Origin of the sequence: Streptomyces sp. NPDC059832 (assembly GCF_042731715.1) — a bacterium.
In the GTDB taxonomy this organism is placed as follows: Bacteria; Actinomycetota; Actinomycetes; order Streptomycetales; family Streptomycetaceae; genus Streptomyces.
This window is the reverse complement of record NZ_JBHWIY010000005.1, coordinates 182,222-205,065: the sequence shown is the minus strand read 5'-3', so window position 1 is coordinate 205,065 and position 22,844 is coordinate 182,222. Positions and strand designations below refer to the sequence as shown.

Annotated in this window: 18 protein-coding genes; 9 read left to right on the top strand and 9 right to left on the bottom strand. The window is 70.0% G+C overall.

The genetic code is table 11. The annotated features are described in order from the left end of the window. Window positions 1-197 precede the first annotated feature (197 nt). Window positions 198-509, top strand: coding sequence for a ferredoxin (locus ACFV8T_RS11085; RefSeq protein WP_266421625.1), 312 nt, complete (start codon window positions 198-200; stop codon window positions 507-509). A 39-nt stretch (window positions 510-548) separates the two neighbouring features. On the opposite strand, the gene ACFV8T_RS11080 is transcribed toward ACFV8T_RS11085, so the two are convergent. The 3 genes from ACFV8T_RS11080 to ACFV8T_RS11070 all read right to left on the bottom strand — a co-directional run bounded on the left by ACFV8T_RS11080 (window position 549) and on the right by ACFV8T_RS11070 (window position 3,585). Next, window positions 549-1,127: a hypothetical protein gene (locus ACFV8T_RS11080; RefSeq protein WP_385326824.1), complete on the bottom strand. Its 579-nt coding sequence runs from the start codon at window positions 1,125-1,127 to the stop codon at window positions 549-551. Between the two features lie 240 nt (window positions 1,128-1,367). After that, on the bottom strand, window positions 1,368-2,273 hold the full coding sequence (locus tag ACFV8T_RS11075) for a tRNA (adenine-N1)-methyltransferase (protein WP_124718703.1): 906 nt from the start codon (window positions 2,271-2,273) through the stop codon (window positions 1,368-1,370). A gap of 61 nt (window positions 2,274-2,334) precedes the next feature. Then, window positions 2,335-3,585 (bottom strand): site-2 protease family protein, encoded by a 1,251-nt coding sequence (locus ACFV8T_RS11070; RefSeq protein ID WP_385326493.1) that lies wholly within the window; start codon window positions 3,583-3,585, stop codon window positions 2,335-2,337. Between the two features lie 171 nt (window positions 3,586-3,756). Between ACFV8T_RS11070 and ACFV8T_RS11065 the strand changes: the two genes are divergently transcribed. Further along, complete coding sequence (locus ACFV8T_RS11065) at window positions 3,757-4,602, top strand: RecB family exonuclease (protein WP_385326822.1); 846 nt, start codon at window positions 3,757-3,759, stop codon at window positions 4,600-4,602. A 26-nt stretch (window positions 4,603-4,628) separates the two neighbouring features. Beyond that, the gene (locus tag ACFV8T_RS11060; RefSeq protein ID WP_148833656.1) at window positions 4,629-5,300 is read left to right on the top strand and encodes a response regulator transcription factor; all 672 of its coding nucleotides are present in this window, start codon (window positions 4,629-4,631) and stop codon (window positions 5,298-5,300) included. Window positions 5,301-5,356: 56 nt separating this feature from the next. Here the strand turns inward: ACFV8T_RS11060 and ACFV8T_RS11055 are convergent, their stop codons facing one another. From ACFV8T_RS11055 to metH, 3 genes are all read right to left on the bottom strand, one after another. Continuing rightward, on the bottom strand, window positions 5,357-6,958 hold the full coding sequence (locus ACFV8T_RS11055; protein WP_385326492.1) for an ABC transporter substrate-binding protein: 1,602 nt from the start codon (window positions 6,956-6,958) through the stop codon (window positions 5,357-5,359). Between the two features lie 365 nt (window positions 6,959-7,323). After that, the gene (locus ACFV8T_RS11050; RefSeq protein WP_266421609.1) at window positions 7,324-8,025 is read right to left on the bottom strand and encodes an HAD family phosphatase; all 702 of its coding nucleotides are present in this window, start codon (window positions 8,023-8,025) and stop codon (window positions 7,324-7,326) included. A 120-nt stretch (window positions 8,026-8,145) separates the two neighbouring features. Continuing rightward, complete coding sequence (gene metH / locus ACFV8T_RS11045; RefSeq protein ID WP_385326490.1) at window positions 8,146-11,658, bottom strand: methionine synthase; 3,513 nt, start codon at window positions 11,656-11,658, stop codon at window positions 8,146-8,148. Window positions 11,659-11,897: 239 nt separating this feature from the next. Here metH and ACFV8T_RS11040 point away from each other — a divergent pair, with 239 nt between their 5' ends. The 6 genes from ACFV8T_RS11040 (at window position 11,898) to ACFV8T_RS11015 (ending at window position 18,885) form a co-directional block, all read left to right on the top strand. Continuing rightward, on the top strand, window positions 11,898-12,662 hold the full coding sequence (locus ACFV8T_RS11040; RefSeq protein WP_385326488.1) for an IclR family transcriptional regulator: 765 nt from the start codon (window positions 11,898-11,900) through the stop codon (window positions 12,660-12,662). Between the two features lie 235 nt (window positions 12,663-12,897). Next, a complete protein-coding gene (locus ACFV8T_RS11035; protein ID WP_385326486.1) occupies window positions 12,898-13,689 on the top strand; it encodes an MIP/aquaporin family protein in 792 nt (263 codons plus the stop codon). A gap of 56 nt (window positions 13,690-13,745) precedes the next feature. Beyond that, entirely contained in the window at window positions 13,746-15,272 is a 1,527-nt protein-coding gene (gene glpK / locus ACFV8T_RS11030; protein ID WP_385326485.1) for a glycerol kinase GlpK, read from the top strand. Between the two features lie 5 nt (window positions 15,273-15,277). Continuing rightward, the gene (locus ACFV8T_RS11025; RefSeq protein WP_385326483.1) at window positions 15,278-16,888 is read left to right on the top strand and encodes an FAD-dependent oxidoreductase; all 1,611 of its coding nucleotides are present in this window, start codon (window positions 15,278-15,280) and stop codon (window positions 16,886-16,888) included. A gap of 136 nt (window positions 16,889-17,024) precedes the next feature. After that, window positions 17,025-18,083, top strand: coding sequence for an LLM class flavin-dependent oxidoreductase (locus tag ACFV8T_RS11020; RefSeq protein ID WP_385326482.1), 1,059 nt, complete (start codon window positions 17,025-17,027; stop codon window positions 18,081-18,083). Between the two features lie 130 nt (window positions 18,084-18,213). Further along, the gene (locus tag ACFV8T_RS11015; RefSeq protein WP_037700470.1) at window positions 18,214-18,885 is read left to right on the top strand and encodes a FadR/GntR family transcriptional regulator; all 672 of its coding nucleotides are present in this window, start codon (window positions 18,214-18,216) and stop codon (window positions 18,883-18,885) included. A gap of 97 nt (window positions 18,886-18,982) precedes the next feature. Here the strand turns inward: ACFV8T_RS11015 and ACFV8T_RS11010 are convergent, their stop codons facing one another. Genes ACFV8T_RS11010 through ACFV8T_RS11000 form a run of 3 tightly spaced genes read right to left on the bottom strand, consistent with a single transcriptional unit; the run spans window position 18,983 to window position 22,595 of the window. Continuing rightward, entirely contained in the window at window positions 18,983-20,035 is a 1,053-nt protein-coding gene (locus ACFV8T_RS11010) for an ABC transporter permease (protein ID WP_385326481.1), read from the bottom strand. Beyond that, window positions 20,032-21,552, bottom strand: a complete 1,521-nt coding sequence (locus tag ACFV8T_RS11005; RefSeq protein WP_385326479.1) for a sugar ABC transporter ATP-binding protein — start codon at window positions 21,550-21,552, stop codon at window positions 20,032-20,034. The genes ACFV8T_RS11010 and ACFV8T_RS11005 overlap by 4 nt, the downstream gene beginning before the upstream one ends. A gap of 2 nt (window positions 21,553-21,554) precedes the next feature. Continuing rightward, entirely contained in the window at window positions 21,555-22,595 is a 1,041-nt protein-coding gene (locus ACFV8T_RS11000; RefSeq protein ID WP_385326478.1) for a sugar ABC transporter substrate-binding protein, read from the bottom strand. Between the last annotated feature and the right edge of the window lie 249 nt (window positions 22,596-22,844).

Genomic DNA, 22,844 nt, shown 5'->3' with positions numbered 1-22,844 from the left:
CCTGGGTGGGTGATGATTGAAACCCCTAGATCACAAAGACTGCGGGGCGTGTCCGATCTTCACCCTTGCGTTCCCCCTCGTGTCAGGGGAATACCCACCCTTCAACATCGGAAAGCGGCCGGTTGTATCGTCGAACCGTTCAACACCCGTCAGGGCTGGCTTCTTTTGGTTCGGATACGCAGGGAACGGCAGGAGAAATGACCGTGCAGCAGGACGCTCCCAACGGCGGCGACGCGCAGGACCTGGAGGTCTGGATCGACCAGGACCTCTGCACGGGAGACGGCATCTGCGTCCAGTACGCGCCCGAGGTGTTCGAGCTGGACATCGACGGTCTGGCCTATGTGAAGAGCGCGGACGACGAGCTGCTGCAGGACGCGGGCGCGACGACACCCGTTCCGCTGCCGCTCCTCCAGGACGTCGTCGATTCGGCCAAGGAGTGTCCGGGCGACTGCATCCACGTACGTCGCGTTTCGGACAGCGTCGAGGTGTACGGCCCCGAGGCCGCCTGATCCGGCTTCAGCGGACCTCCGGTCACCCTCGGTGACGGGTCAGACGCTGCTCGGAGCGGCCTGGGTGGCGCGGACGAACGCGCCGCCCTTCCACTGCCAGGTGACCCGCTCCTGCTGGTCGGGGCAGCAGCGCGCCACCGTGTCGGAGGAGTAGCCGAGCAGAGTGGCCGAAATGACTCCGTCACGCACCGCGAAATCGCCGACGCTCATCTCCTGGGCGGGGTCCACCAGGGTCGCCACGACCCGCGGTGCGGCCCCGCTTCCGCGTGTGAGGACGTAGACGCCGCTGGGCGGGGTCCCGGAGCCGGCCGCGCAGCGGACCACCGCGACGGTCTCGGGGCGGCCGTCGCCGTCGAGGTCGCCGGTGGCCTGCTTGGCCACGGCGCTCTCCAGTCCGCCGCATTCCAGGGGGAAGTCCGCCCGTGCCGGATCGGGGGCGGTGACGTTCGCGGCGCCGTGCTGCGCCGTGGTGCGGTGAGGGGTGGAGGCAGAGGCCGCGGGGTCCGGCTGGAGCAGGCCTGCGGCCGCGACGACGGCGGCCATGGCCGCCGCGGTGGCGAGCCAGTGCAGCGGCTTGGTGTCGGTGTGCGCGAGGTCCGGGAGCTCGGAGGTCTGCACGCGGGATGTCTCCTGTGGTTCCTGTGGTTCGAGGATGGCGGGGTGGGCGGCGCCGGTGGGACCGGCGCGGCGGCGCGGGGTGGCCAGCATCGTGCCACACCTCACAGAACAGCGGAACGGTGGGGTCGGTACGGATCGCCCGGCCGGCGAGGACGGTGTCCTCCCGGCAACGAAAGGGCGCCGCCGTCGAGTTCCCGGGTCGGTCCGGGAACTCGGCGGCGGCGCCGGTGCGTTGCGCGGTCAGCCGCGGGAGGAGCCGCTCTGGCTGCCGGGACCGTCGTAGTCCTCGCCGTAGGCACCCTTGGCGGGGCGGCGGCGGCGCAGCGGGGCCTCCACACCGTCGGCCAGTCGACGGGCGGTGACGAGGAAGCCGGTGTGGCCGATCATGCGGTGGTCCGGGCGGACGGCCAGGCCCTCGACGTGCCAGTTGCGGATCATCGATTCCCAGGGCTGCGGTTCCGCGAAGCAGCCGATCTCGCGGATGGACTCGACGGTCCGCGCGAGCTGGGTGGTGGTGGCGACGTACGCGCAGAGGATGCCGCCGGGCACCAGCGCCTTGGAGACGGCCTCCAGGCACTCCCAGGGGGCGAGCATGTCGAGGACGACGCGGTCGACGTCGGTGTCCGAGAGGTTGTCCTGGAGGTCGCCGACGGTGAGCTGCCAGGCCGGGTGCGGTTCGCCGAAGTAACGTTCCACGTTCTGCTGGGCGATCTCGGCGAAGTCCTCGCGGCGCTCGTAGGAGTGCAGCATGCCCTGGTCGCCGATGGCGCGCAGCAGGAAGGTGGAGAGCGAGCCGGAGCCGACGCCGGCCTCCACGACGCGGGCGCCGGGGAAGATGTCGGCGAAGGCCAGGATCTGCCCCGCGTCCTTGGGGTAGACCACGGCGGCGCCGCGGGGCATGGACAGGACGTAGTCGGGGAGCAGGGGGCGCAGCGCGAGATAGGCGACGTTTCCCGTGGTTCGGACAACACTGCCCTCGGGGGCACCGATCAGCTCGTCGTGCGGGAAAGAACCCTTGTGGGTGTGGAAGTTCTTTCCGGCCTCGAGCGTGAAGGTGTAGTGACGTCCCTTGGGATCGGTGAGCTGGACCTGGTCCCCGACCTTGAAGGGCCCGCGTCGGCGGGCGGCACCGGTCGGTTCAGACATGTGACCAGCGTACCGGTGATTCCCGGGGCTCCGACCGCGAGCCCGGGGCGGACTCCGGCGGTCAGGCGGCCGGTCTGGCCAGGGCGGCGACGAACGCACGTTCGACGTCGGCGGTGGAGAGGACGCCGTAGATCTCACCGGTCTCCTCCAGCACGAGGTACTCGGTGGCCGGGCTGGCCTTGAGCCTGTCCAGGAGGGCCTCGCCGGACAGCTCGGCGGAGACCTTCATGCCTTCGGTGAGGTCCTGGGCGAGACCGCTGACGGCGACCCAGGGGCGGCGGTGTTCCGGCACGGCGACGATGGCCGCTTCCCGGACGATGCCCTTCGGTTCGCCGTGTCCGTCGACGACGACGAGGGCTCGGGCGCCCGCCTCGTTGGCCCGGCGCAGGGCCTCGGAGAGCGGGGTGGCCGCCTCCACCGGGACGGCGCGCCGGGTGAGCGTGCGGGCGCACAGCTCGGGGAGGTGTTCGCGCAGCCGGGCCATGCGCAGGCTGTTGCCCGCTCCGGTCCAGATGATCGCGGCGAGGATGGCGGCGAGCAGGGCGTCGGTGATGGTGTCCATGCCGCTGAGGTCACCGGGGTCGTTGCCGAAGGTCCCGGTGTGGGTGAGCAGCGGCAGGCCGATCAGGGTGATGACGGCGAGGGCGCGGCCGACCCAGGCGGCGGCGACGGTGCCGCTCATCGGCCGTCCGGTGATCTTCCAGACGACGGCGCGGAGCATGCGCCCGCCGTCCAGCGGGAGACCGGGGAGGAGGTTGAAGGCGGCCACCAGGAGGTTGGAGACCATCAGCCCGGCGAGCAGGACACCGGGCACGGTGCCGGGCGCGACGAACATCATCCCGACGTAGAACACGCCCGCGAGCACCAGGGAGAGCAGCGGTCCGACGAAGGCGAGCAGGAATTCGCGGCCCGGGGTCTCGGACTCCTTCTCGATCTCGGAGACGCCGCCGAAGAACTGGAGCTGGATGCGGCGCACCGGCAGCTTGTAGCGCAGCGCCACGACGGTGTGGGCGAGTTCGTGGACGAGCACGGAGGCGTAGAAGGCGATCGCGAAGAAGAGGGCGACCAGATAGCGCGCCGCGCCGAGCTCGGGCAGCACCCGGTCGAGCTGACCGCCGAAGACCCAGGTGATCAGCGCGGCCACGAGGAACCAGCTGGGCGCGACGTACACGGGCACGCCGAAGGGGCGGCCCATGAGAATGCCGCCTCCGGGCTCTTCGGGGCGCTGCGGTTCACCCTTGTCGGGGCCGGCGCCAGGGGGCGTTCCCCCTGCACCGGGCTGCGGCCGCCCGCTGTCGCCGCTCTCGTCCACGGGGTCCCTTCGGTCGGTGCCCTACGGCACGATCATGCAGTGTTCGAGGCTGTGTGGTCGATGGTATGCCGCCCGCTGTCGGTGGCGGGCCGTAGGGTCTTCGACATGACCTCCCTGCCGCGGCCCGCTCAGCCGCCTTCGTCCCTGTCGCCGTCGCGGGCGAGCGATTTCATGCAGTGTCCGTTGCTGTACCGCTTCCGGGTCATCGACAAACTGCCGGAGAAGCCCAGCGAGGCGGCTACCCGGGGCACGCTGGTGCATGCGGTGCTGGAGCGGCTCTTCGACAATCCGGCGGTGGAGCGCACCGCCGGCCGGGCCACGGCTCTGATCCCCGCCCAGTGGGACCGGCTGCTGGAGTCGAAGCCGGAGCTGTCGGAGCTGTTCGCCGAGGATGCCGGGGGCGAGCGGCTCTCACGCTGGCTCTCGGAGGCGGAGGGCCTGGTGGAGCGGTGGTTCTCGCTGGAGGATCCGACGCGTCTGGAGCCGGCCGAGCGGGAACTCTTCGTCGAGACGGAGCTGGAGTCGGGACTGCGGCTGCGCGGGGTGATCGACCGGATCGACGTGGCGCCGACGGGCGAGGTCCGGATCGTCGACTACAAGACGGGGAAGGCGCCGCGCCCGGAGTACGCGGAGGGCGCGCTCTTCCAGATGAAGTTCTACGCCCTGGTGATCTGGCGACTGAAGGGTGTGGTGCCGCGCCGGCTCCAGCTGGTCTACCTCGGCAGCGGGGACATCCTGACGTACGACCCGGTGGTGGCGGATCTTCAGCGGGTGGAGCGCAAGCTGCTGGCGCTGTGGGACGCGATCCGGCTGGCCACGGAGACGGGCGAGTGGCGGCCCCGGCCGACGAAGCTCTGCGGCTGGTGCGATCACCGGTCGGTCTGTCCCGAATTCGGCGGTACTCCCCCGGTCTATCCATTGACGGTCCGCCCGGCGGAGCCGGAGCAGGATGTGCAGGGCAGAATGGATCCGGTCCGCGCCGAGGCCGGCCGGCCTGTGGCCCTCGAAGGACCGTGAACTCGAAGGACCGTGAAGGAGATTCTGTGGCTATCCGCGTCCTACTGGTCGACGACCAGCCCCTGCTGCGCACCGGCTTCCGGATGATTCTGGAGGCGGAAGGCGATCTCGCGGTGGTGGGTGAGGCCGGTGACGGTCTCCAGGCTCTCGACCAGGTGCGGGCGCTGCAGCCCGATGTGGTGCTGATGGACATCCGCATGCCGCGGATGGACGGCGTCGAGGCGACCCGCCAGATCACCGGGCCGGGCCGCGACGGTCCGGCGAAAGTGCTGGTACTGACGACGTTCGATCTCGACGAGTACGTGGTGGAGGCGCTGCGCGCCGGCGCCAGCGGCTTCCTGCTGAAGGACGCTCCGGCCAATGAGCTGGTGCAGGCCATCCGGGTGGTCGCGGCGGGCGAGGCGATGCTCGCACCGAGCATCACCCGCAGGCTCCTCGACAAGTACGCGGACCATCTGCCGTCCGGCGAGGATCCGGTGCCCGACACGCTGCACACGCTGACCGACCGCGAGGTCGAGGTGCTGAAGCTGGTGGCACGCGGTCTGTCGAATGCGGAGATCGCCGCGGATCTGTTCGTCAGCGAGACGACGGTCAAGACCCATGTCGGCCATGTGCTGACCAAGCTCGGACTGCGCGACCGGGTGCAGGCCGCCGTGTACGCGTACGAGAGCGGTCTGGTGCGCCCCGGCGCCCAGTGAGCGGAGCGGGGAGAGCGGCGCCTCCGGCCAGGTGCGGCCGGGGGCGCCGTCCGTGCTCAGACGCGGCCGTCGCCCAGTTCCCAGAGCTGGAGTTCCGCGGTGGAGTTGACCGCCCACTCGACACCGGTGAGGTCCTCGCGGGAGGCGACGTACTGCTTGCCCTGCCAGATCGGTAGTACCGGGACGTCGTCGGCGACGATGTCCTGGATCTGCTGGAAGGTCTTGGCCGAGGCGCTGCGGTCGGTCTCGCGGCGGGACTGCGGAATGAGCATCTTCCGGGCCGGCGCCGACTTGTAGGGCGAGTTGAGGAAGTTGTTCCTGTCGAGGAACGGCGCCGTGAAGTTGTCGGGGTCCGGGAAGTCGGGGAACCAGCCCATGCCGTAGACGGCGTAGTCGCCGCGCAGCTGTGCCGGGCGGTACGTCGCCCAGGGGGTTCCCTGGACGGTGACGTCGAACAGTCCGGTGTCGTCGAACTGCTTCTTCAGCGTTCCGAACTCGGCGGCGGTGCCGGCGCCGACACGGTCGGTCGGGTAGTGGAGCGTGAGTTTCACCGGGGTGTCGACGCCTGCGGCGTTCAGGATCGCCGCAGCCTTCGTGGTGCTGGGTTCGCTGTACTTGTTGTAGAACGAGTTGGCGTGCGCGGTGATGCCGGAAGGGATCAGCGAGTACAGCGGCTCGGCCGTGGTGCCGTACACCTTGCTCGCGATTTCACCGCGGTCGACGACCTGGGCCATGGCCTGGCGGACGGCCTTGTTCTTCACGGCCGGGTCGTTGGTGTTGAAGCCCAGGAAATGGATGGCGAGGCCGGGCATCTCGGTGAGCTTGATGTCGTCCCTGGGCTTTTCGAGCATCTGCTGGGACTGCTCGGGCGACATGGTGCGGGTCATCATGTCGATCTTCTGGTTGTCGAGGGCCTTGCCCATGGCCGCCGGGTCGGGGAAGACGTCCAGCTCGACCTTCTCGTTCCGCACCTTCAGGTCCCCCTTGTAGTGGGGGTTCCTGGTGAAGAGCACCTTGACGATCCGATTGTGTTCGACTTCCGGCTTCATGGTGTACGGGCCGGAGCCGTCCACCTGGAATCCGGTGCGCGCGGCCTTCGCCGCGTACCGGCTCCGCGGCACGATCCCGGCGACCGGGGTGGCGAGCTTGTACGGGAACGTGGCGTCCGGCGCGCGCAGGTGGAAGATGACCTCCCGCTCGCCCCGTGTCTCGACCGTGTCGATGTTGTCGAGCAGGGCGACGGGCCCGTTGGCGGCATCGATGCGGATGACGCGGTCGATGGAGTACTTCACGTCGTCGGCGGTCATGGCCTTGCCGTCGGCGAACTTCAGACCGCTGCGCAGCTTGCAGCGGTAGCTCTCGTTCTGCGTGTCCGTGAAGGTGCAGCTCTCCGCGGCTTCGGGCACCGGCTCGCCGCCGCCGCGCGGCACATGCACCAGGGTCTGCACGGTCTGCCGGAGCACGTTCCACACGCCGGCTTCGTAGCCGATGGCGGGATCGAGCGGCGCGGGACTGCGCTTCGAGGCGACGAACTGGTCCGTGGTGCCGACAACGATGGCGGCCTTGCCATCGCTCCCGTCACCCGACGCGCCGCAGGCGGCGAGTGCGGGCGCGAGCAGGCCGACGACGGCCGGCAGCACCAGAGTCTTGCGGTTCATCTTGGACGCTCTCCCTCATCCGGGCATGGAGAAAGCGACATTAGTAGGCGTCGTCGGCGATGCCGGACCGGAGAAGTCCCCGCGCGTAATCGGATGGTGATGGGAATGAACGGCGAGCCGATTTCACGCGGCGGAAGGGTTTCGCAGATATCAGAATGAACCGGGACATCTCAATGCCCCGAAACGGACACCTCGGGTGATCTCGAAAACCCTGCGAAGCGCATTCGGGTGAGAAAGCTCACGCCTCGGCCGTTCGAATCCCTTATCGCACGCCCGGCATTCCCACACCTACGCGCGACAGAAAATGCACCATTCGCCGCCGAGGGCTTTTCCGTTCATTCACAGAAACACTCTCGGTACGCGGATCAACGCGTTCCCGTGACCAGTCCCCGGAGGAAGGCGAGATCGACTTCTTCGAGCGAACGCACGACCACCCGGCCGGACGCGGGGGCGATGGGAGCGACGGACGGTACGGCGACCACCCGGCAGCCCGCCGCCTCCGCGGCAGCGACACCGGTCGCGGTGTCCTCGATGACCGCACAGCGCTCGGGCTCCGCTCCGAAGCCGGAAGCGGCGGTGAGATAGGGCTCCGGGTGCGGCTTCGTACGGGAGACCTCGTCGCCCGCGACGGTGAGCGCGAAGTGGTGACGGCCCACCGATTCCAGTACCCGGTCGATGATCCGCCGGTGCGAGGCGGAGACCAGGGCCGTCGGGATGTCGTGCCTGACCAGTTCGGCCAGCAGCCGGGCCGCGCCCGGCATCAGCGGCACCCCGCGGCCGATGCGCTTCTCGAAGCGGTCGTTGAGCAGCACGGTGAGTTCGTCGAGGGTGATGTCCGCGCCGGTGACGTCCATGAGGTAGCCGGCGCTGCGGGTCATCGGCCCGCCGACCACCACGTCCCGCCAGGCCTCGTCGAGCCGGTGACCGAGCTCGGCGAAGACCTCCACCTCCGCGTCCCACCAGAACCCTTCGGTGTCGACGAGAGTGCCGTCCATGTCGAGGAGGACGGCCTGGAGCGCGGCGCCTTCGGCCGTGCGGGTCAAGGACGCGGGGACCGTGCTGGTCATCCGGCACACCTTCCGTAAGGGACGAGAAGGCCGGCCGCCATTTCCCGTGGGAAGGGCGACCGGCCTGCACTGGGCCGACAAGTGTACGACTTGTCCTGCTACCGCGCGTTGAACATCGTCTTACCGCGCGTTGAAGTACTTCGCCTCCGGGTGATGGATGACGATCGCGTCGGTGGACTGCTCCGGATGCAGCTGGAATTCCTCCGAGAGGTGCACCCCGATCCGCTCCGGCTGGAGCAGCTCGGCGATCTTCGCCCGGTCCTCCAGGTCGGGGCAGGCACCGTAGCCGAGGGAGAAGCGCGCCCCCCGGTACTTCAGCGCGAACATGTCCTCGACGTCGGACGGGTCCTCGCCGCCGAAGCCCAGCTCCGAGCGGACCCGGGCGTGCCAGTACTCGGCCAGGGCCTCGGCCAGCTGTACGGACAGGCCGTGCAGCTCCAGGTAGTCGCGGTAGGAGTTGGCCTCGAAGAGCTTCGCGGTCTCGCCGCCGATCTTCGAGCCGACGGTGACGACCTGGAGACCGATCACGTCCCTCTCGCCGGACTCCTCGGGACGGAAGAAGTCCGCGAGGCAGAGCCGCCGGCCGCGGCGCTGGCGCGGGAAGGTGAAGCGGGTCCGCTCGGAACCGTCCTCGTGGAGCAGGATCAGGTCGTCGCCCTTGGAGACGCAGGGGAAGTAGCCGTGGACGACGGCGGCTTCCAGGAGGTTCTCGGTGTGGAGCTTGTCGAGCCAGCCGCGCAGGTGCGGGCGGCCCTCGGTCTCCACCAGCTCCTCGTACGTCGGTCCGTCACCGGCGCGGGCCTGCTTCAGTCCCCACTGGCCCTTGAAGAGGGCGCCCTCGTCCAGCCAGGACGCGTACTCCTTGAGCTGGATGCCCTTGACGACCCGGGTGCCCCAGAAGGGGGGCTCGGGGACCGGGTTGTCGACGGCGACGTCCGAGCGGACGCCCTCCTGCGGCTCGTCGACCTCCAGGACCGCGGTGTCGCGCTTGGGCACCCGGCGCTGCTTGAGCTCGGGCAGGACCGCACCCGGGACACCGCGCTTGACCGCGATCAGCGCGTCCATCAGGCGCAGCCCCTCGAACGCGTCGCGGGCGTAGCGGACCTCGCCCTCGTAGATCTCGTGGAGGTCCTGCTCGACGTAGGCCCGGGTGAGGGCCGCGCCGCCGAGGATGACGGGGAAGTCGGCGGCCAGCTTGCGCTGGTTCAGCTCCTCCAGGTTCTCCTTCATGATCACGGTGGACTTCACCAGGAGGCCGGACATGCCGATGACGTCGGCCCGGTGTTCCTCGGCGGCTTCCAGGATCGCGGAGACGGGCTGCTTGATGCCGAGGTTGACGACGTTGTAGCCGTTGTTGGACAGGATGATGTCGACGAGGTTCTTGCCGATGTCGTGGACGTCGCCGCGGACCGTGGCCAGGACGATGGTGCCCTTGCCCTCGGCGTCGGACTTCTCCATGTGCGGTTCGAGGTGTGCCACCGCGGTCTTCATGACCTCGGCGGACTGGAGGACGAAGGGCAGCTGCATCTGGCCGGAGCCGAAGAGCTCGCCGACGACCTTCATGCCCTCCAGGAGGGTGTCGTTGACGATGTCGAGGGCCGGGCGGGTCCGCAGCGCCTCGTCGAGGTCGTTCTCCAGGCCGTTCTTCTCACCGTCGATGATGCGGCGCTGGAGCCGCTCGTCGAGCGGCAGGGCCAGGAGCTCCTCGGCCTTGCCCGCCTTCATCGACTTCGTGCTGACACCCTCGAACAGCTCCATGAGCCGCTGCAGCGGGTCGTACCCCTCGGCGCGCCGGTCGTGGATCAGGTCGAGGGCGACCTTGACCTGCTCCTCCTCCAGGCGGGCGATCGGCAGGATCTTGGAGGCGTGCACGATCGCGGAGTCGAGTCCGGCCTTGACGCACTCGTCGAGGAAGACGGAGTTCAGCACGACGCGGGCGGCCGGGTTGAGGCCGAAGGAGATGTTGGACAGGCCCAGCGTGGTCTGCACGTCGGGGTGGCGCTTCTTCAGCTCACGGATCGCCTCGATGGTGGCGATGCCGTCGCCGCGGGACTCCTCCTGACCGGTGCAGATGGTGAAGGTGAGGGCGTCGATCAGGATGTCCGACTCCTGGATGCCCCAGTTGCCGGTCAGGTCCGCGATCAGCCGTTCGGCGACGGCGACCTTGTGCTCGACGGTGCGGGCCTGGCCCTCCTCGTCGATGGTCAGCGCGATCAGCGCGGCACCGTGCTCCGCGGCCAGTGCGGTGACCTTGGCGAACCGGGACTCGGGACCGTCGCCGTCCTCGTAGTTGACCGAGTTCAGGACGGCACGCCCGCCCAGCTTCTCCAGGCCGGCCCGCAGCACGGGCAGCTCCGTCGAGTCCAGCACGATCGGGAGCGTGGACGCGGTGGCGAACCGGCCGGCCAGCTCCTCCATGTCCGCCACACCGTCACGGCCCACGTAGTCGACGCAGAGGTCGAGCATGTGCGCGCCCTCGCGGATCTGGTCACGGGCCATCTCCACGCAGTCGTCCCAGCGGGCTTCGAGCATGGCCTCGCGGAACTTCTTCGAACCGTTGGCGTTCGTACGCTCGCCGATCGCGAGGTACGAGGTGTCCTGACGGAACGGGACGGTCTGGTAGAGGGAGGCGGCACCCGGCTCGGGGCGCGGGGTGCGGGAGGTGACGGCCACCCCGCGGACCCGCTCGACGACCTGCCGCAGGTGCTCCGGAGTCGTACCGCAGCAGCCGCCGACCAGCGAGAGGCCGTACTCCTGGACGAACGTCTCCTGCGCGTCGGCGAGCTCGGCCGGGGACAGCGGGTAGTGCGCGCCGTCCTTGCCGAGCACCGGGAGGCCGGCATTGGGCATGCAGGAGAGCGGGATGCGGGAGTGACGAGCGAGGTAGCGCAGGTGCTCGCTCATCTCGGCGGGGCCGGTGGCGCAGTTCAGGCCGATGAGGTCGATGCCGAGCGGTTCCAGGGCGGTGAGCGCCGCGCCGATCTCGGAGCCGAGCAGCATGGTGCCGGTCGTCTCGACGGTGACGGAGCAGATCACCGGGAGGTTGGCCCCGGTGGCCTCCAGGGCGCGGCGCGCGCCGACGACGGAGGCCTTGGTCTGGAGCAGGTCCTGGGTGGTCTCGACCAGGAGGGCGTCGGCGCCACCGGCGATCATGCCTTCGGCGTTCTGCTGGTAGGCGTCGCGGAGCTTGGTGTACGGGGCGTGGCCCAGCGTCGGCAGCTTCGTACCCGGGCCCATCGAGCCGAGCACCCAGCGCTGCTGCCCGGTGGAGGCGGTGAACTCGTCGGCGACCTCGCGGGCGATGCGCGCGCCGGACTCGGAGAGCTCGAAGACCCGCTCGGGAATGTCGTACTCACCCAGGGCCGCCAGGTTGGCGCCGAAGGTGTTCGTCTCGACGCAGTCCACGCCGACGGCGAAGTACTCCTCGTGCACCGAACGCACGATGTCGGGGCGGGTGACGTTCAGGATCTCGTTGCAGCCCTCGAGGTTCTGGAAGTCGTCGAGGGTCGGGTCCTGTGCCTGGAGCATGGTGCCCATGGCACCGTCGGCCACCACTACACGGGTGGCGAGCGCCTCGCGGAGGGCTTCGGCTCGGTTCCGGCTGTCGGCGGAAGGGGTCGGCGACGAGGCCATGGATGTACTCCCTGGGATGCGACGGCTGTCGGCTTTGCGTCTTCGGTGGAAGGCGCACCAGGCCAGCCTAGCCGGGCGGCGCCCGGGGCCGTCACTCCGTCCCACGGAACGGACTGCATGCTGTGCGGGGGGATGCCCGGTTCGGAGCGGTGTCGCGGTTTTGCCGCGCGATCGAGCGAGGGTCGTCATCGACCGATAGTGTTCAGCATTGTCGAACCGAGGTGGAGGAGTACGGCGCGATGGCCAAGAACATCCAGTCGCTGGAGCGGGCGGCGGCGATGCTGCGTCTGCTGGCAGGCGGCGAGCGGCGGCTGGGGCTGTCCGACATCGCCTCTTCACTGGGCCTGGCCAAGGGCACCGCGCACGGCATCCTGCGCACGCTCCAGCACGAGGGCTTCGTCGAGCAGGACGCCGCGTCCGGCCGCTATCAGCTGGGCGCCGAGCTGCTGCGCCTGGGCAACAGCTATCTGGACGTCCACGAGCTGCGGGCCCGCGCGCTGGTCTGGACCGACGACCTGGCCCGCTCCAGCGGCGAGAGCACGCACCTGGGCGTGCTGCACCAGCAGGGCGTCCTCATCGTCCACCACGTGTTCCGTCCCGACGACAGCCGGCAGGTCCTGGAGGTCGGGGCCATGCAGCCGCTGCACTCCACGGCCCTGGGCAAGGTGCTCTCGGCGTACGACCCGGTGGCGCACACCGAGGCCCTGGAGGCCGAGCGGCAGGCCTTCACGCCGCGCACGGTCACCGATCCGGAGGACTTCGAGGCGATGCTCGACCTGATCCGGGCCCGCGGCTGGGCGGCCGACGTGGAGGAGACCTGGGAGGGCGTGGCCGCAGTGGCCGCCCCGATCCACGACCGGCGTCGGATGCCGGTCGGCGCGGTGGCCGTGACCGGGGCCGTGGAGCGGGTCTGCGCGGACGGGGCGCTGCGCCCGGAGCTGATCGCGGCGGTGCGCGACTGCGCCCGCGCGGTCTCCAGGGACCTGGGCGCCGGACGGTTCTGACCGCCGCGGCGGGCCCGAGCCGGTAACGATCGAGTTATAGGCCACACAACCCTTGACGCCTGATTCACCTGGGGGAAGCATTGCCGTTCATCGGTCGGCATTGTCGAACGCCTAACGGAAAAGAGCGTTAGGGTGTGACAGCGCCAAGGGCCGGAAAACGCCCTCACATGAGGGCGCGGACCACCGGAGGGACCCGGGGTTCGGCTTCCCTGGACGAAGGACAAAGGAGTCGCGGGTGTCCAGCTCCGACATCTTCATCGGCGAGACCATAGGTACCGCCGTGCTCATCCTGCTCGGCGGCGGTGTCTGTGCCGCTGTCACTCTCAAGCGCTCCAAGGCGCAGAACGCCGGCTGGCTGGCCATCACCTTCGGGTGGGGTTTCGCCGTGCTGACCGGCGCGTATCTGGCCGGTGGCGTTTCGGGCGCGCATCTCAATCCGGCGGTCACGATCGGCCTCGCGATCGAGGGCGGCACCAAGTGGAGCGACGTACCGCTGTACCTCGGCTCCCAGCTGTTCGGCGCGATGATCGGCGCGGTGCTGGTCTGGCTGACGTACTACGGGCAGTTCCGGGCGCATCTCACGGATCCGGAGATCCTGGCCGCCCACTCGGGTGACGAGGGCATGGTCGACAAGGCTTCCGCCCCGAAGGCGGGCCCGGTCCTGGGCATCTTCTCCACCGGTCCCGAGATCCGGCACGCCGTGCAGAACATGGTCACGGAGATCATCGCCACCGTCGTGCTCGTCCTGGCGATCCTCACCCAGGGCCTCAACAATGACGGCGACGGTCTGGGCACGCTCGGCGCGCTGATCACCGCTCTGGTGGTCGTCGGTATCGGTCTCTCGCTCGGCGGCCCGACGGGCTACGCGATCAACCCGGTTCGCGACCTCGGCCCGCGTATCGTGCACGCGCTGCTGCCGTTGCCGAACAAGGGCGGTTCCGACTGGGGCTACGCGTGGATCCCGGTCGCCGGACCGCTCATCGGCGGCGCCATCGCGGGCGGGCTCTACAACGTCGCCTTCGCCTGAGCCGTGGCGCCCAGAGCCGCAACCCTCACGACCACACAGACTTCCGGGAGCACACCGTGACCGACGCACACACCACCGGCCCGTTCATCGCGGCCATCGACCAGGGCACCACCTCCAGCCGCTGCATCGTCTTCGACAAGGACGGCCGGATCGTCTCCGTCGACCAGAAGGAGCACGAACAGATCTTCCCGAAGCCGGGCTGGGTCGAGCACGACGCGACCGAGATCTGGGAGAACGTCCAGGAGGTCGTGGCCGGCGCCGTCGTCAAGGCGGGCATCACCGCCGCCGACGTGAAGGCGATCGGCATCACCAACCAGCGCGAGACCACGCTGCTCTGGGACAAGAACACCGGTGAGCCGGTCCACAACGCCCTCGTCTGGCAGGACACCCGGACGGACGCGCTCTGCAAGGAGCTCGGCCGCAACGTCGGCCAGGACCGCTTCCGCCGCGAGACCGGTCTGCCGCTCGCCTCGTACTTCGCCGGCCCCAAGGTCCGCTGGCTGCTCGACAACGTCGAGGGGCTGCGCGAGCGCGCCGAGCGCGGCGACATCCTCTTCGGCACCATGGACTCCTGGGTCATCTGGAACCTGACCGGCGGCACCGACGGCGGCGTCCACGTCACCGACGTCACCAACGCCTCGCGCACGCTCCTGATGAACCTGCACGAGATGCAGTGGGACGAGCGCATCCTCCAGTCGATGGAGATCCCGGCCGCGGTGCTCCCCGAGATCCGTTCCTCCGCCGAGGTGTACGGCAACGCCAAGGGCGGCGTGCTCGACGGGGTCCCCGTGGCGTCCGCGCTCGGTGACCAGCAGGCGGCCCTCTTCGGCCAGACCTGCTTCTCCGAGGGCGAGGCCAAGTCCACGTACGGCACCGGCACCTTCATGCTGATGAACACCGGTGAGACGCCCGTCAACTCGTACAACGGACTGCTGACGACCGTCGGGTACCGGATCGGCGACCAGAAGCCGGTCTACGCCCTGGAGGGCTCCATCGCCGTCACCGGTTCGCTGGTGCAGTGGATGCGCGACCAGATGGGCCTGATCAAGTCCGCGGCCGAGATCGAGACCCTGGCCTCGTCGGTCGAGGACAACGGCGGCGCGTACTTCGTGCCCGCGTTCTCCGGCCTGTTCGCCCCGTACTGGCGCTCCGACGCCCGCGGCGTCATCGCCGGCCTGACCAGGTACGTCACCAAGGCGCACATCGCCCGTGCCGTCCTGGAGGCCACCGCCTGGCAGACCCGCGAGATCACCGACGCCATGACCAAGGACTCGGGGGTCGAGCTGACCGCCCTCAAGGTCGACGGCGGCATGACCTCCAACAACCTGCTGATGCAGACGCTCGCCGACTTCCTGGACGCACCCGTGGTGCGGCCGATGGTCGCCGAGACGACCTGCCTCGGCGCCGCCTACGCCGCCGGTCTCGCCGTCGGCTTCTGGCCGGACACCGACGCGCTGCGCGCCAACTGGCGCCGGGCCGCCGAGTGGACCCCCCGCATGGACGCGGACACCCGCGACCGCGAGTACAAGAGCTGGCTCAAGGCCGTGGAACGGACCATGGGCTGGATCGAAGACGAGGAGTAATCGACATGACCACCCTGCAGAGCGTCCCGGCCCTCGGGACCCACCCGGCCTCCGGCTCCCTCCCGAGCCGTGCCGAGACCAGGGAGCAGCTGTCCAAGGCGGCGTACGACCTCCTGGTGATCGGTGGCGGCATCCTGGGCATCTCCACCGCCTGGCACGCCGCGCAGTCCGGGCTGCGGGTGGCTCTGGTGGACGCCGGCGACTTCGCCGGCGCCACCTCCTCCGCCTCGTCCAAGCTGCTCCACGGCGGTCTGCGCTACCTGCAGACCGGCGCGGTGAAGCTGGTGGCGGAGAACCACTTCGAGCGGCGCGCGGTGTCCCGTCAGGTCGCCCCGCACCTCGCCAATCCGCTCACCTTCTATTTGCCGGTCTACAAGGGCGGGCCGCACGGCGCGGCCAAGCTCGGCGCGGGCGTGTTCGCGTACTCGGCGCTCTCCGCGTTCGGTGACGGGGTCGGGCATGTCATCAGCCCGGCGAAGGCGCAGCGCGACGTGCCCGAGCTGCGTACGGACAACCTGAAGGCCGTCGCGGTCTACGGCGACGACCAGATGAACGACGCCCGGATGGCGCTGATGACCGTCCGCGCGGCCGTCGAGGCGGGTGCGGTCGTCCTCAACCACGCGGCGGTGACCGGGCTGCGGTTCACCAAGGGACGGGTGACGGGCGCCGACCTGGAGGACCGCACGGACGGCACGGAGTTCGGCGTCAGCGCCCGGCTCGTGCTGAACGCCACCGGACCGTGGGTCGACCACCTGCGCCGGATGGAGAACCCGGACGCGGCGCCCTCCATACGTCTGTCCAAGGGCGCACACCTCGTGCTGAAGCGCACCCGTCCGTGGAAGGCAGCGCTGGCCACCCCGATCGACAAGTACCGCATCACCTTCGCCCTGCCGTGGGAGGACATGCTGCTCCTCGGCACGACGGACGAGGAGTACGAGGGCGATCCCGCGGACGTCGCGGTCAACGAGAAGGACACCGCGCAGATCCTCGACGAGGCGGCGTTCTCGATCCGGGACCAGCAGCTGTCGCGCGATCTGATCACCTACTCCTTCGCCGGTCTGCGGGTGCTGCCCGGCGGCCCCGGCGACACGTCCAAGGCCAAGCGGGAGACGGTCGTGACGGAGGGCCGCGGCGGGATGCTGTCGGTCGCGGGCGGCAAGTGGACGACGTTCCGCCACATCGGCCGTACGGTGATGAACAAGCTGGCCGCACTCCCCGGGCACCCGCTCGCCGAGGACATGGAGCCGATCGCGCACCTGCCGAAGAAGCTCCCGCTGCCCGGCATCGCCAACCCGAACGCGGTGGCGCACCGGCTGATGGTCGACGGCGGCACGCCCGGCCCGCGGATGGCGGCCGACACCGCCCGGCACCTCGCCACGCACTACGGCTCGCTCTCCTTCGACATCGCGCGGATGGCGAACGAGAACCCGTCGCTGGCCGAGCGCATCCACCCGGACGCGCCGGAGATCTGGGCGCAGGTCGCCTACGCCCGTGACCACGAGTGGGCCGAGACGGCGGACGATGTGCTGCGCCGCCGGACGACGCTGACGATCCGGGGCCTGGCGACGGACGAGATCCGGGCCGGCGTCGAGTCCATGCTCGGCGACCGGGGCTGACCCGTCCCGAGGCACGTCGAGGGGCGGCTCCTTCGGGGGAGCCGCCCCTCGGCGCATGCCGGGGGCACCGCGGGGACCGGCGAACGCGCCATACGGCCGCCATACGGGTGCAATACGGCGCGGGGACAGTTGAGCCATGAAGTTCTCCGTGCTCTCCCTCATCGGCCACGCCCCGCACCCGCTCGACCACCGACTCCCCTCCCCCGCCGCGCGGTTCGAGGAAGTGATCGGGACCGGCGTCGTCGCGGAACGGCTGGGTTTCGACGCGTACGCGATCGGCGAACGGCATGCCGGTCCCTTCCTCTCGTCCAGCCCGAGCGTGGTGCTCGGCGCGCTGGCGGCCCGTACCTCCACCATCCGGCTGCTGACCGGTGTCACGGTCGTCGCGATTCTCGATCCCGTGCGGGTGGCCGAGGACTTCGCGACGCTCGACCAGATCTCCCGGGGCCGGATCGAACTCGTCGTCGGCAAGGGCGCGGAGGCCGGTCACTTCGACCTCTTCGGGCTCGACGAGGAGCGGCAGTGGGACCTCCAGCGGGAGAAGTACGAGCTGCTGCGGCGGCTCTGGCGCGAGGAGGGCGTCGACTGGGAGGGCGAGTTCCGGCCCGCGCTGAAGAACACCACGACCCTGCCGCGCCCGTACGCGGGGCCGCCGCGCGTCTGGCACGGCTCGGCGACCAGTCTCGACTCCCCCGAACTGGCGGCGCGCCACGGAGATCCGCTGTTCACCGCCAACGCCATCCAGCCCCGTGCGGCGTACGCCCGGCTGATCGACCACTACCGGGAGCGCTTCGAGGCGTACGGCCACGATCCGGCCCGCGCGCATGTGGCCGCGGGGTCGGGCGGGCTGCTGATCGCCGACAGTTCGCAGCAGGCCGTGGAGCGCTACAAGGAGCTGTACGAGGCGAAGGTGGCTCAGTCCTTCCGGCCGCATCTGGAGGGAAGGGCCGGCTACAACACACCGTTCCGGACGATCGAGGAGGCCATCGCGGACGGACCCCAGCTGATCGGCAGCCCGCAGCAGATCATCGACAAGATCCTCGGCTGGCACGAGGTGTACGGGCACGACCTCCAGTCGGTCGGTGTGGACGGTTTCGGGCTGGGCCGGGACGAGCAGGCCGAAACCCTCCAGCGGTTCGCGGAGGAGATCGCTCCGGTGGTGCGGCGCGAGGCACCGTCCGCGCTCTGGGACTGACCCCGGCAGGCGTCCGGCGGCCCGCACCCGGTGCGACCTGCGGCAGACCTGGTTCATCCGACTCCGCCGACCCGCATAATGAAGGGATACATCGGATGTCTGATTCCAGTCCGGATCCAGGAGGACCGTCATGGCTGTCACCGACGAGGCGATCGAGAAGATCAAGGGAATGATCGTCTCGGGTGCCCTGCGCCCCGGCGACCGGCTCCCCAAGGAGAGCGAACTCGCAGCGGAGCTCGGGCTCTCCCGCAACTCGCTCCGCGAGGCGGTGCGCGCCCTTTCGCTGATCCGCATCCTCGATGTGCGCCAGGGCGACGGCACGTATGTGACCAGCCTCGATCCGCAGCTGCTCCTGGAGGCGCTGAGCTTCGTGGTGGACTTCCACCGCGACGACACGGTGCTGGAGTTCCTCGCGGTCCGCAGGATCCTGGAGCCCGCCGCGACGGCGATGGCCGCCACCCGGATCAGCGAGGCCCAACTGGACGTGCTCAGCTCGCAGTTGGACGCGCTGGGGGCGCAGCCCTCGGTGGAGGAACTGGTCGCCTGCGATCTGGAGTTCCACCGCGGCATCGTGCAGTCGTCCGGGAACTCGGTGCTCTGTTCGCTGCTCGACGGGCTGTCGGGGCCGACGACCCGGGCGCGGGTCTGGCGCGGGCTGACGCAGGAGGACGCGGTCAGCCGCACGCTCCATGAGCACCGGGCCATCGTTTCGGCGCTGCGGGACCGGGACGCGGAGGCCGCGCGGGCCTGGGCGACGGTGCATGTGGCGAGCGTGGAGCAGTGGTTGCGGTCGACGCTGTAGCACGGTCCGGGGCGGACCCGGGGCTCCGCCCCGGACCCCCGGTCCTCGGACGCCGGACGGGCTGGATCCGCCCCGTCCGGCGTCCGGGAAGCGGGCCTCAGTCCTGCTTCTCGCCGCTCGCGAAGCGGGAGATGACCAGGGCGACGATGATGATCGCGCCGTTGAGGAACTGGTTCCACAGCGCCGGGACACCGCCGAGGGTCATCACGTTGACCACCAGCTGGAGCGTCAGCACACCGGTCAGCGCGCCGAACAGGGTGCCCCTGCCGCCCTTGAGGCTGATGCCTCCGATGACCGCGGCGGCGAACACCTGGAAGATCCAGCCGTTGCCCTGGGTGGCCGCGACCGATCCGTAGTGGCCGGTGTAGAGGATGCCCGCGAAGGCCGCCAGCAGCCCGCCGACGGCCAGCACGATCCAGGTGACCCGGTCCACCCGGATGCCCGCGGCGCGCGCCGCCTCCGGGTTGCCGCCGATGGCGTACAGCGAGCGTCCGTGGCGCAGCCAGGCCAGCGCGGCGCCGCCGACGGCGAACAGGGCCAGGCAGATCCAGACGGCGGCCGGTGCGCCGAGCCACTCGCTCTTGCCGAGGTAGCGGAAGGACTCCGGGACGTCGGTGATGGACTTGCCCTCGGTGATCCCGATGTGGAGGCCGCGCAGCATGGTGAGCATGCCGAGCGTGGCGATGAAGCCGTTGACCCTCAGTTTCAGCATCAGGAAGCCGTTGACCGCGCCGATCGCCAGGCCCACCAGCAGACAGAGCGGGATCGCCGACCAGGTGGGCAGCAGGCCCAGGCCCGCGAAACGGCCGCCCTCGGCGGGCAGGACCAGCCACATCGCGACGACCGGCGCGATGCCGATCGTCGACTCCAGGGACAGGTCCATCCGTCCGCAGATCAGGATCAGCGCCTGGCCCAGCACCAGCAGGCTGAGCTCGGAGGACTGCTGGACGACGCTGATCAGGTTCTCGGAGGTCAGGAACACCGGCGAGACGATGAACCCGATCACCATCAGCACCAGGATCACCGGTACCAGGGAGAAGTCGCTCCATCTGATCAGCTTCAGCCGGTCCAGCGGCCGTTCGCCGGTCGAGGAGCCCTTCGGCCCGCCGTCGATGCCGTCGGCCGCCAGGGGCCGTACCGTGCCGGTCATTCCCTCTCCCCCACACCTTCCATGGCGGCGACGAGCTCCCCGTCGTTCCACCCGCTTGCGAATGTCGCGACCACGCGGCCGTGGAACAGGGCGAGCACCCGGTCGCAGACCCGCAGATCGTCCAGCTCGTCCGAGATGATCACTGCGGCGTTCCCCTCGTCGGCGACCCGTCGCACGACTCCGAGCAGCGAGTCCTTGGACTTGACGTCCACGCCCGCGGTGGGCCGCACCGCCACCAGCACGCTCGGCTCGCGGGCCAGTGCGCGGGCGACCACCACCTTCTGCTGGTTGCCGCCGGAGAGCCCGGAGACGGGCTGCTCGGGCCCCTGCGTCTTGATGTCCAGCGAGGCGATCATCGAGCGCGCGAACTCCCTGGTACGGGAGGGCAGTACGGTCCCCCACGGGCCGAGCTGGTCGGTGACCGTGAGCGTGGCGTTCTCGGCGACGCTGCGTTCCAGGACGAGGCCCTGGTCGTGCCGGTCCTCGGGGATGTAGCCGATCCCGGCGTCCAGCGCGTGCGGCACGCTGCCGGAGCGCACGGCCCTGCCGTGCACGCGGACCGTGCCGCCGCCCGCCTTCCGCATGCCGGCCAGGGTCTCGCCCAGGGCCGTGTTGCCGCTGGCCGCGGAACCGGCGAGGCCGAGCACCTCACCGGGGCGGACCTCCAGGTCCAGCGGTTCGAACCGGCCCTGGACGGTGAGCCCTTCGGTACGCAGCACCGGGGCAACCGACTCGTCCCGTGCCGCGGCACCGCCGCCGCCCGCGTGCCAGGCGGTGGCACCGGCGGACTGCTCGCCGGTCATCGCCGCCACCAGCTCCGCCTTGGCGATGTCGGCGACCGGGGCGGTCAGCACATGGCGGGCGTCGCGGTAGACGGTGACCGCCGTGCACAGCTCGTACACCTCCTGCAGATGGTGGGAGATGAAGAGGAACGCCACTCCCTGGCTCTGCAGTTCCCGCAGCTTGTCGAAGAGCCGCCCGATGCCCCGGGCGTCGAGCTGGGCGGTCGGTTCGTCCAGGATGATCAGCCGGGCGCCGAAGGACAGCGCCCTGGCGATTTCGACGAACTGCCGCTGCTCGACGGCGAGATCGCGCGCCCGGGTGCTGGGGTCGACCTGGACGCCGTAGTCGGCCAGCAGCTGTTGCGCACGCCTGCGGAGCCTGCCCCAGCCGATCCAGGGGGCGTTGTCGTCGAAGCGGTTGAGGAAGAGGTTCTCCGCGACGGTGAGGTCCGGGACGACCATGGACTTCTGGTAGACGCAGGCGACCTTGGACTGCCAGGCCGTGGTGTCGCCGAAGGCGGGCGCGGGCTCCCCGCCGAAGGTGACCGTGCCCGCGTCCGCCCTGTGGAGCCCGGTCAGGACGCTGACCAGCGTCGACTTGCCCGCGCCGTTGCGCCCGACCAGGGCGTGGGACTCACCCGGCTGCACGGTGAGCCGGACCCCGTCGAGCGCCACGGTGGGCCCGAAGCGTTTGACAACGCCTTCCGCCTGTACGGCAGGTGGTGCCTGGTCCATGGCTAGCTCTTCTTCTCCAGCTGGTTGGCCCACAGCTTCGGGTCGTCGACGTTGTCCTTGGTCACCAGCGGCGCGGGCAGCTGGTCCTCGAAGCCGTTCGGGATCTTGATGATGTTCGAGTCGTGGTCGGTGGGGCCTTCCTTGAAGGTCTTGCCGTCCAGGGCCGCCTTGGCGTAGTACAGCGCGTACTTCGCGTACAGGTCGGCGGGCTGGGAGATCGTCGCGTCGATCTTCCCGGCCTTGATCGCGTCGAACTCCTCCGGGATGCCGTCGTTGGAGATGATCGTGATGTGCCCCGGCGTACCGGCCGGCTTCAGCAGCTTCTTCTGCTCCAGGAGGGCGAGGGTGGGCTGCAGGAAGACACCGCCGGCCTGCATGTAGATGCCGTTGATGTCGGGGTTGGCGGCCAGGGTGGCCTGGAGCTTGGCGGAGGCGACGTCGCCCTTCCAGTCGGTGGCCAGCTCGAAGACCTTGATGCCGGGGAAGTCCTTGTCCATGCAGGCCTTGAACGCCTCGGACCGGTCACGGCCGTTGATCGAGGAGAGGTCGCCCTGGAACTCGACGACCTTGCCCTTGCCCTTGAGCTGCTCGCCGAGGTACTTGCAGGCGTTGGCCCCGTACGCCTTGTTGTCGGCACGCACCACCATGTAGATGTTGCCCTTGTCGGGGCGGGTGTCGACGCTGACGACCGGGATCTTCTTCTCGTTCAGCGTGTTGAGCGACTCGGTGATCGCGCCGGTGTCCTGCGGTGCCATCACGACGGCCTTGGCGCCCTGGTCGGTGAAGGTCTGGACGTTGGCGACCAGCTTGCCGATGTCGTTCTGCGAGTTGGTCAGCGGCAGCGCCTCGACCTCGCCCGCCTTGACGCCCTTCTCCACGTAGTTCTGGTACGAGTTCCAGAAGTCGCTGTCGCTGCGCGGCAGGTCGATCCCGACCTTCCCGCCGCCCGCGCCGTCGGCGGTGGACTCGCGGTTGCAGCCCGCGAGGGCAGTGACGGCCAGCAGTACGGCGCAGGCCGCCGCACTCGTCGTACGCACTCTCATTGGTGTCCCGTCCTTTGTGAGTACCGGCTCGGAGCTCTGTCGGCAAAGCGGAGGTGCATGGTGCGCGAGGGTGCGGCCCGGTGACGCGGCTCGGGCCCGGGGGGGGGGGGGGGGGGGGGGGGGGGAGGGGGGGGGGGGGGGGAGGGGGGGGGGGGGAGGGGGGGGGGGGGGGGGGGGGGGGGGGGGGGGGGGGAGGGGGAGGGGGGGGGGGGGGGGGGGGGGGGGGGGGGGGGGGGGGGGGGGGGGGGG

Coding starts and splice junctions, on each gene's coding strand:
- ACFV8T_RS11040 (WP_385326488.1), top strand. CDS start 11,898: ATGGCCAAGAACATCCAGTCGCTGGAGCGGGCGGCGGCGATGCTGCGT.
- ACFV8T_RS11015 (WP_037700470.1), top strand. CDS start 18,214: ATGGCTGTCACCGACGAGGCGATCGAGAAGATCAAGGGAATGATCGTC.
- ACFV8T_RS11050 (WP_266421609.1), bottom strand. CDS start 8,025: ATGACCAGCACGGTCCCCGCGTCCTTGACCCGCACGGCCGAAGGCGCC.
- ACFV8T_RS11075 (WP_124718703.1), bottom strand. CDS start 2,273: ATGTCTGAACCGACCGGTGCCGCCCGCCGACGCGGGCCCTTCAAGGTC.
- ACFV8T_RS11010 (WP_385326481.1), bottom strand. CDS start 20,035: ATGACCGGCACGGTACGGCCCCTGGCGGCCGACGGCATCGACGGCGGG.
- ACFV8T_RS11055 (WP_385326492.1), bottom strand. CDS start 6,958: ATGAACCGCAAGACTCTGGTGCTGCCGGCCGTCGTCGGCCTGCTCGCG.
- ACFV8T_RS11025 (WP_385326483.1), top strand. CDS start 15,278: ATGACCACCCTGCAGAGCGTCCCGGCCCTCGGGACCCACCCGGCCTCC.
- ACFV8T_RS11020 (WP_385326482.1), top strand. CDS start 17,025: ATGAAGTTCTCCGTGCTCTCCCTCATCGGCCACGCCCCGCACCCGCTC.
- ACFV8T_RS11000 (WP_385326478.1), bottom strand. CDS start 22,595: ATGAGAGTGCGTACGACGAGTGCGGCGGCCTGCGCCGTACTGCTGGCC.
- ACFV8T_RS11005 (WP_385326479.1), bottom strand. CDS start 21,552: ATGGACCAGGCACCACCTGCCGTACAGGCGGAAGGCGTTGTCAAACGC.
- ACFV8T_RS11085 (WP_266421625.1), top strand. CDS start 198: ATGACCGTGCAGCAGGACGCTCCCAACGGCGGCGACGCGCAGGACCTG.
- metH (WP_385326490.1), bottom strand. CDS start 11,658: ATGGCCTCGTCGCCGACCCCTTCCGCCGACAGCCGGAACCGAGCCGAA.
- ACFV8T_RS11065 (WP_385326822.1), top strand. CDS start 3,757: ATGCAGTGTCCGTTGCTGTACCGCTTCCGGGTCATCGACAAACTGCCG.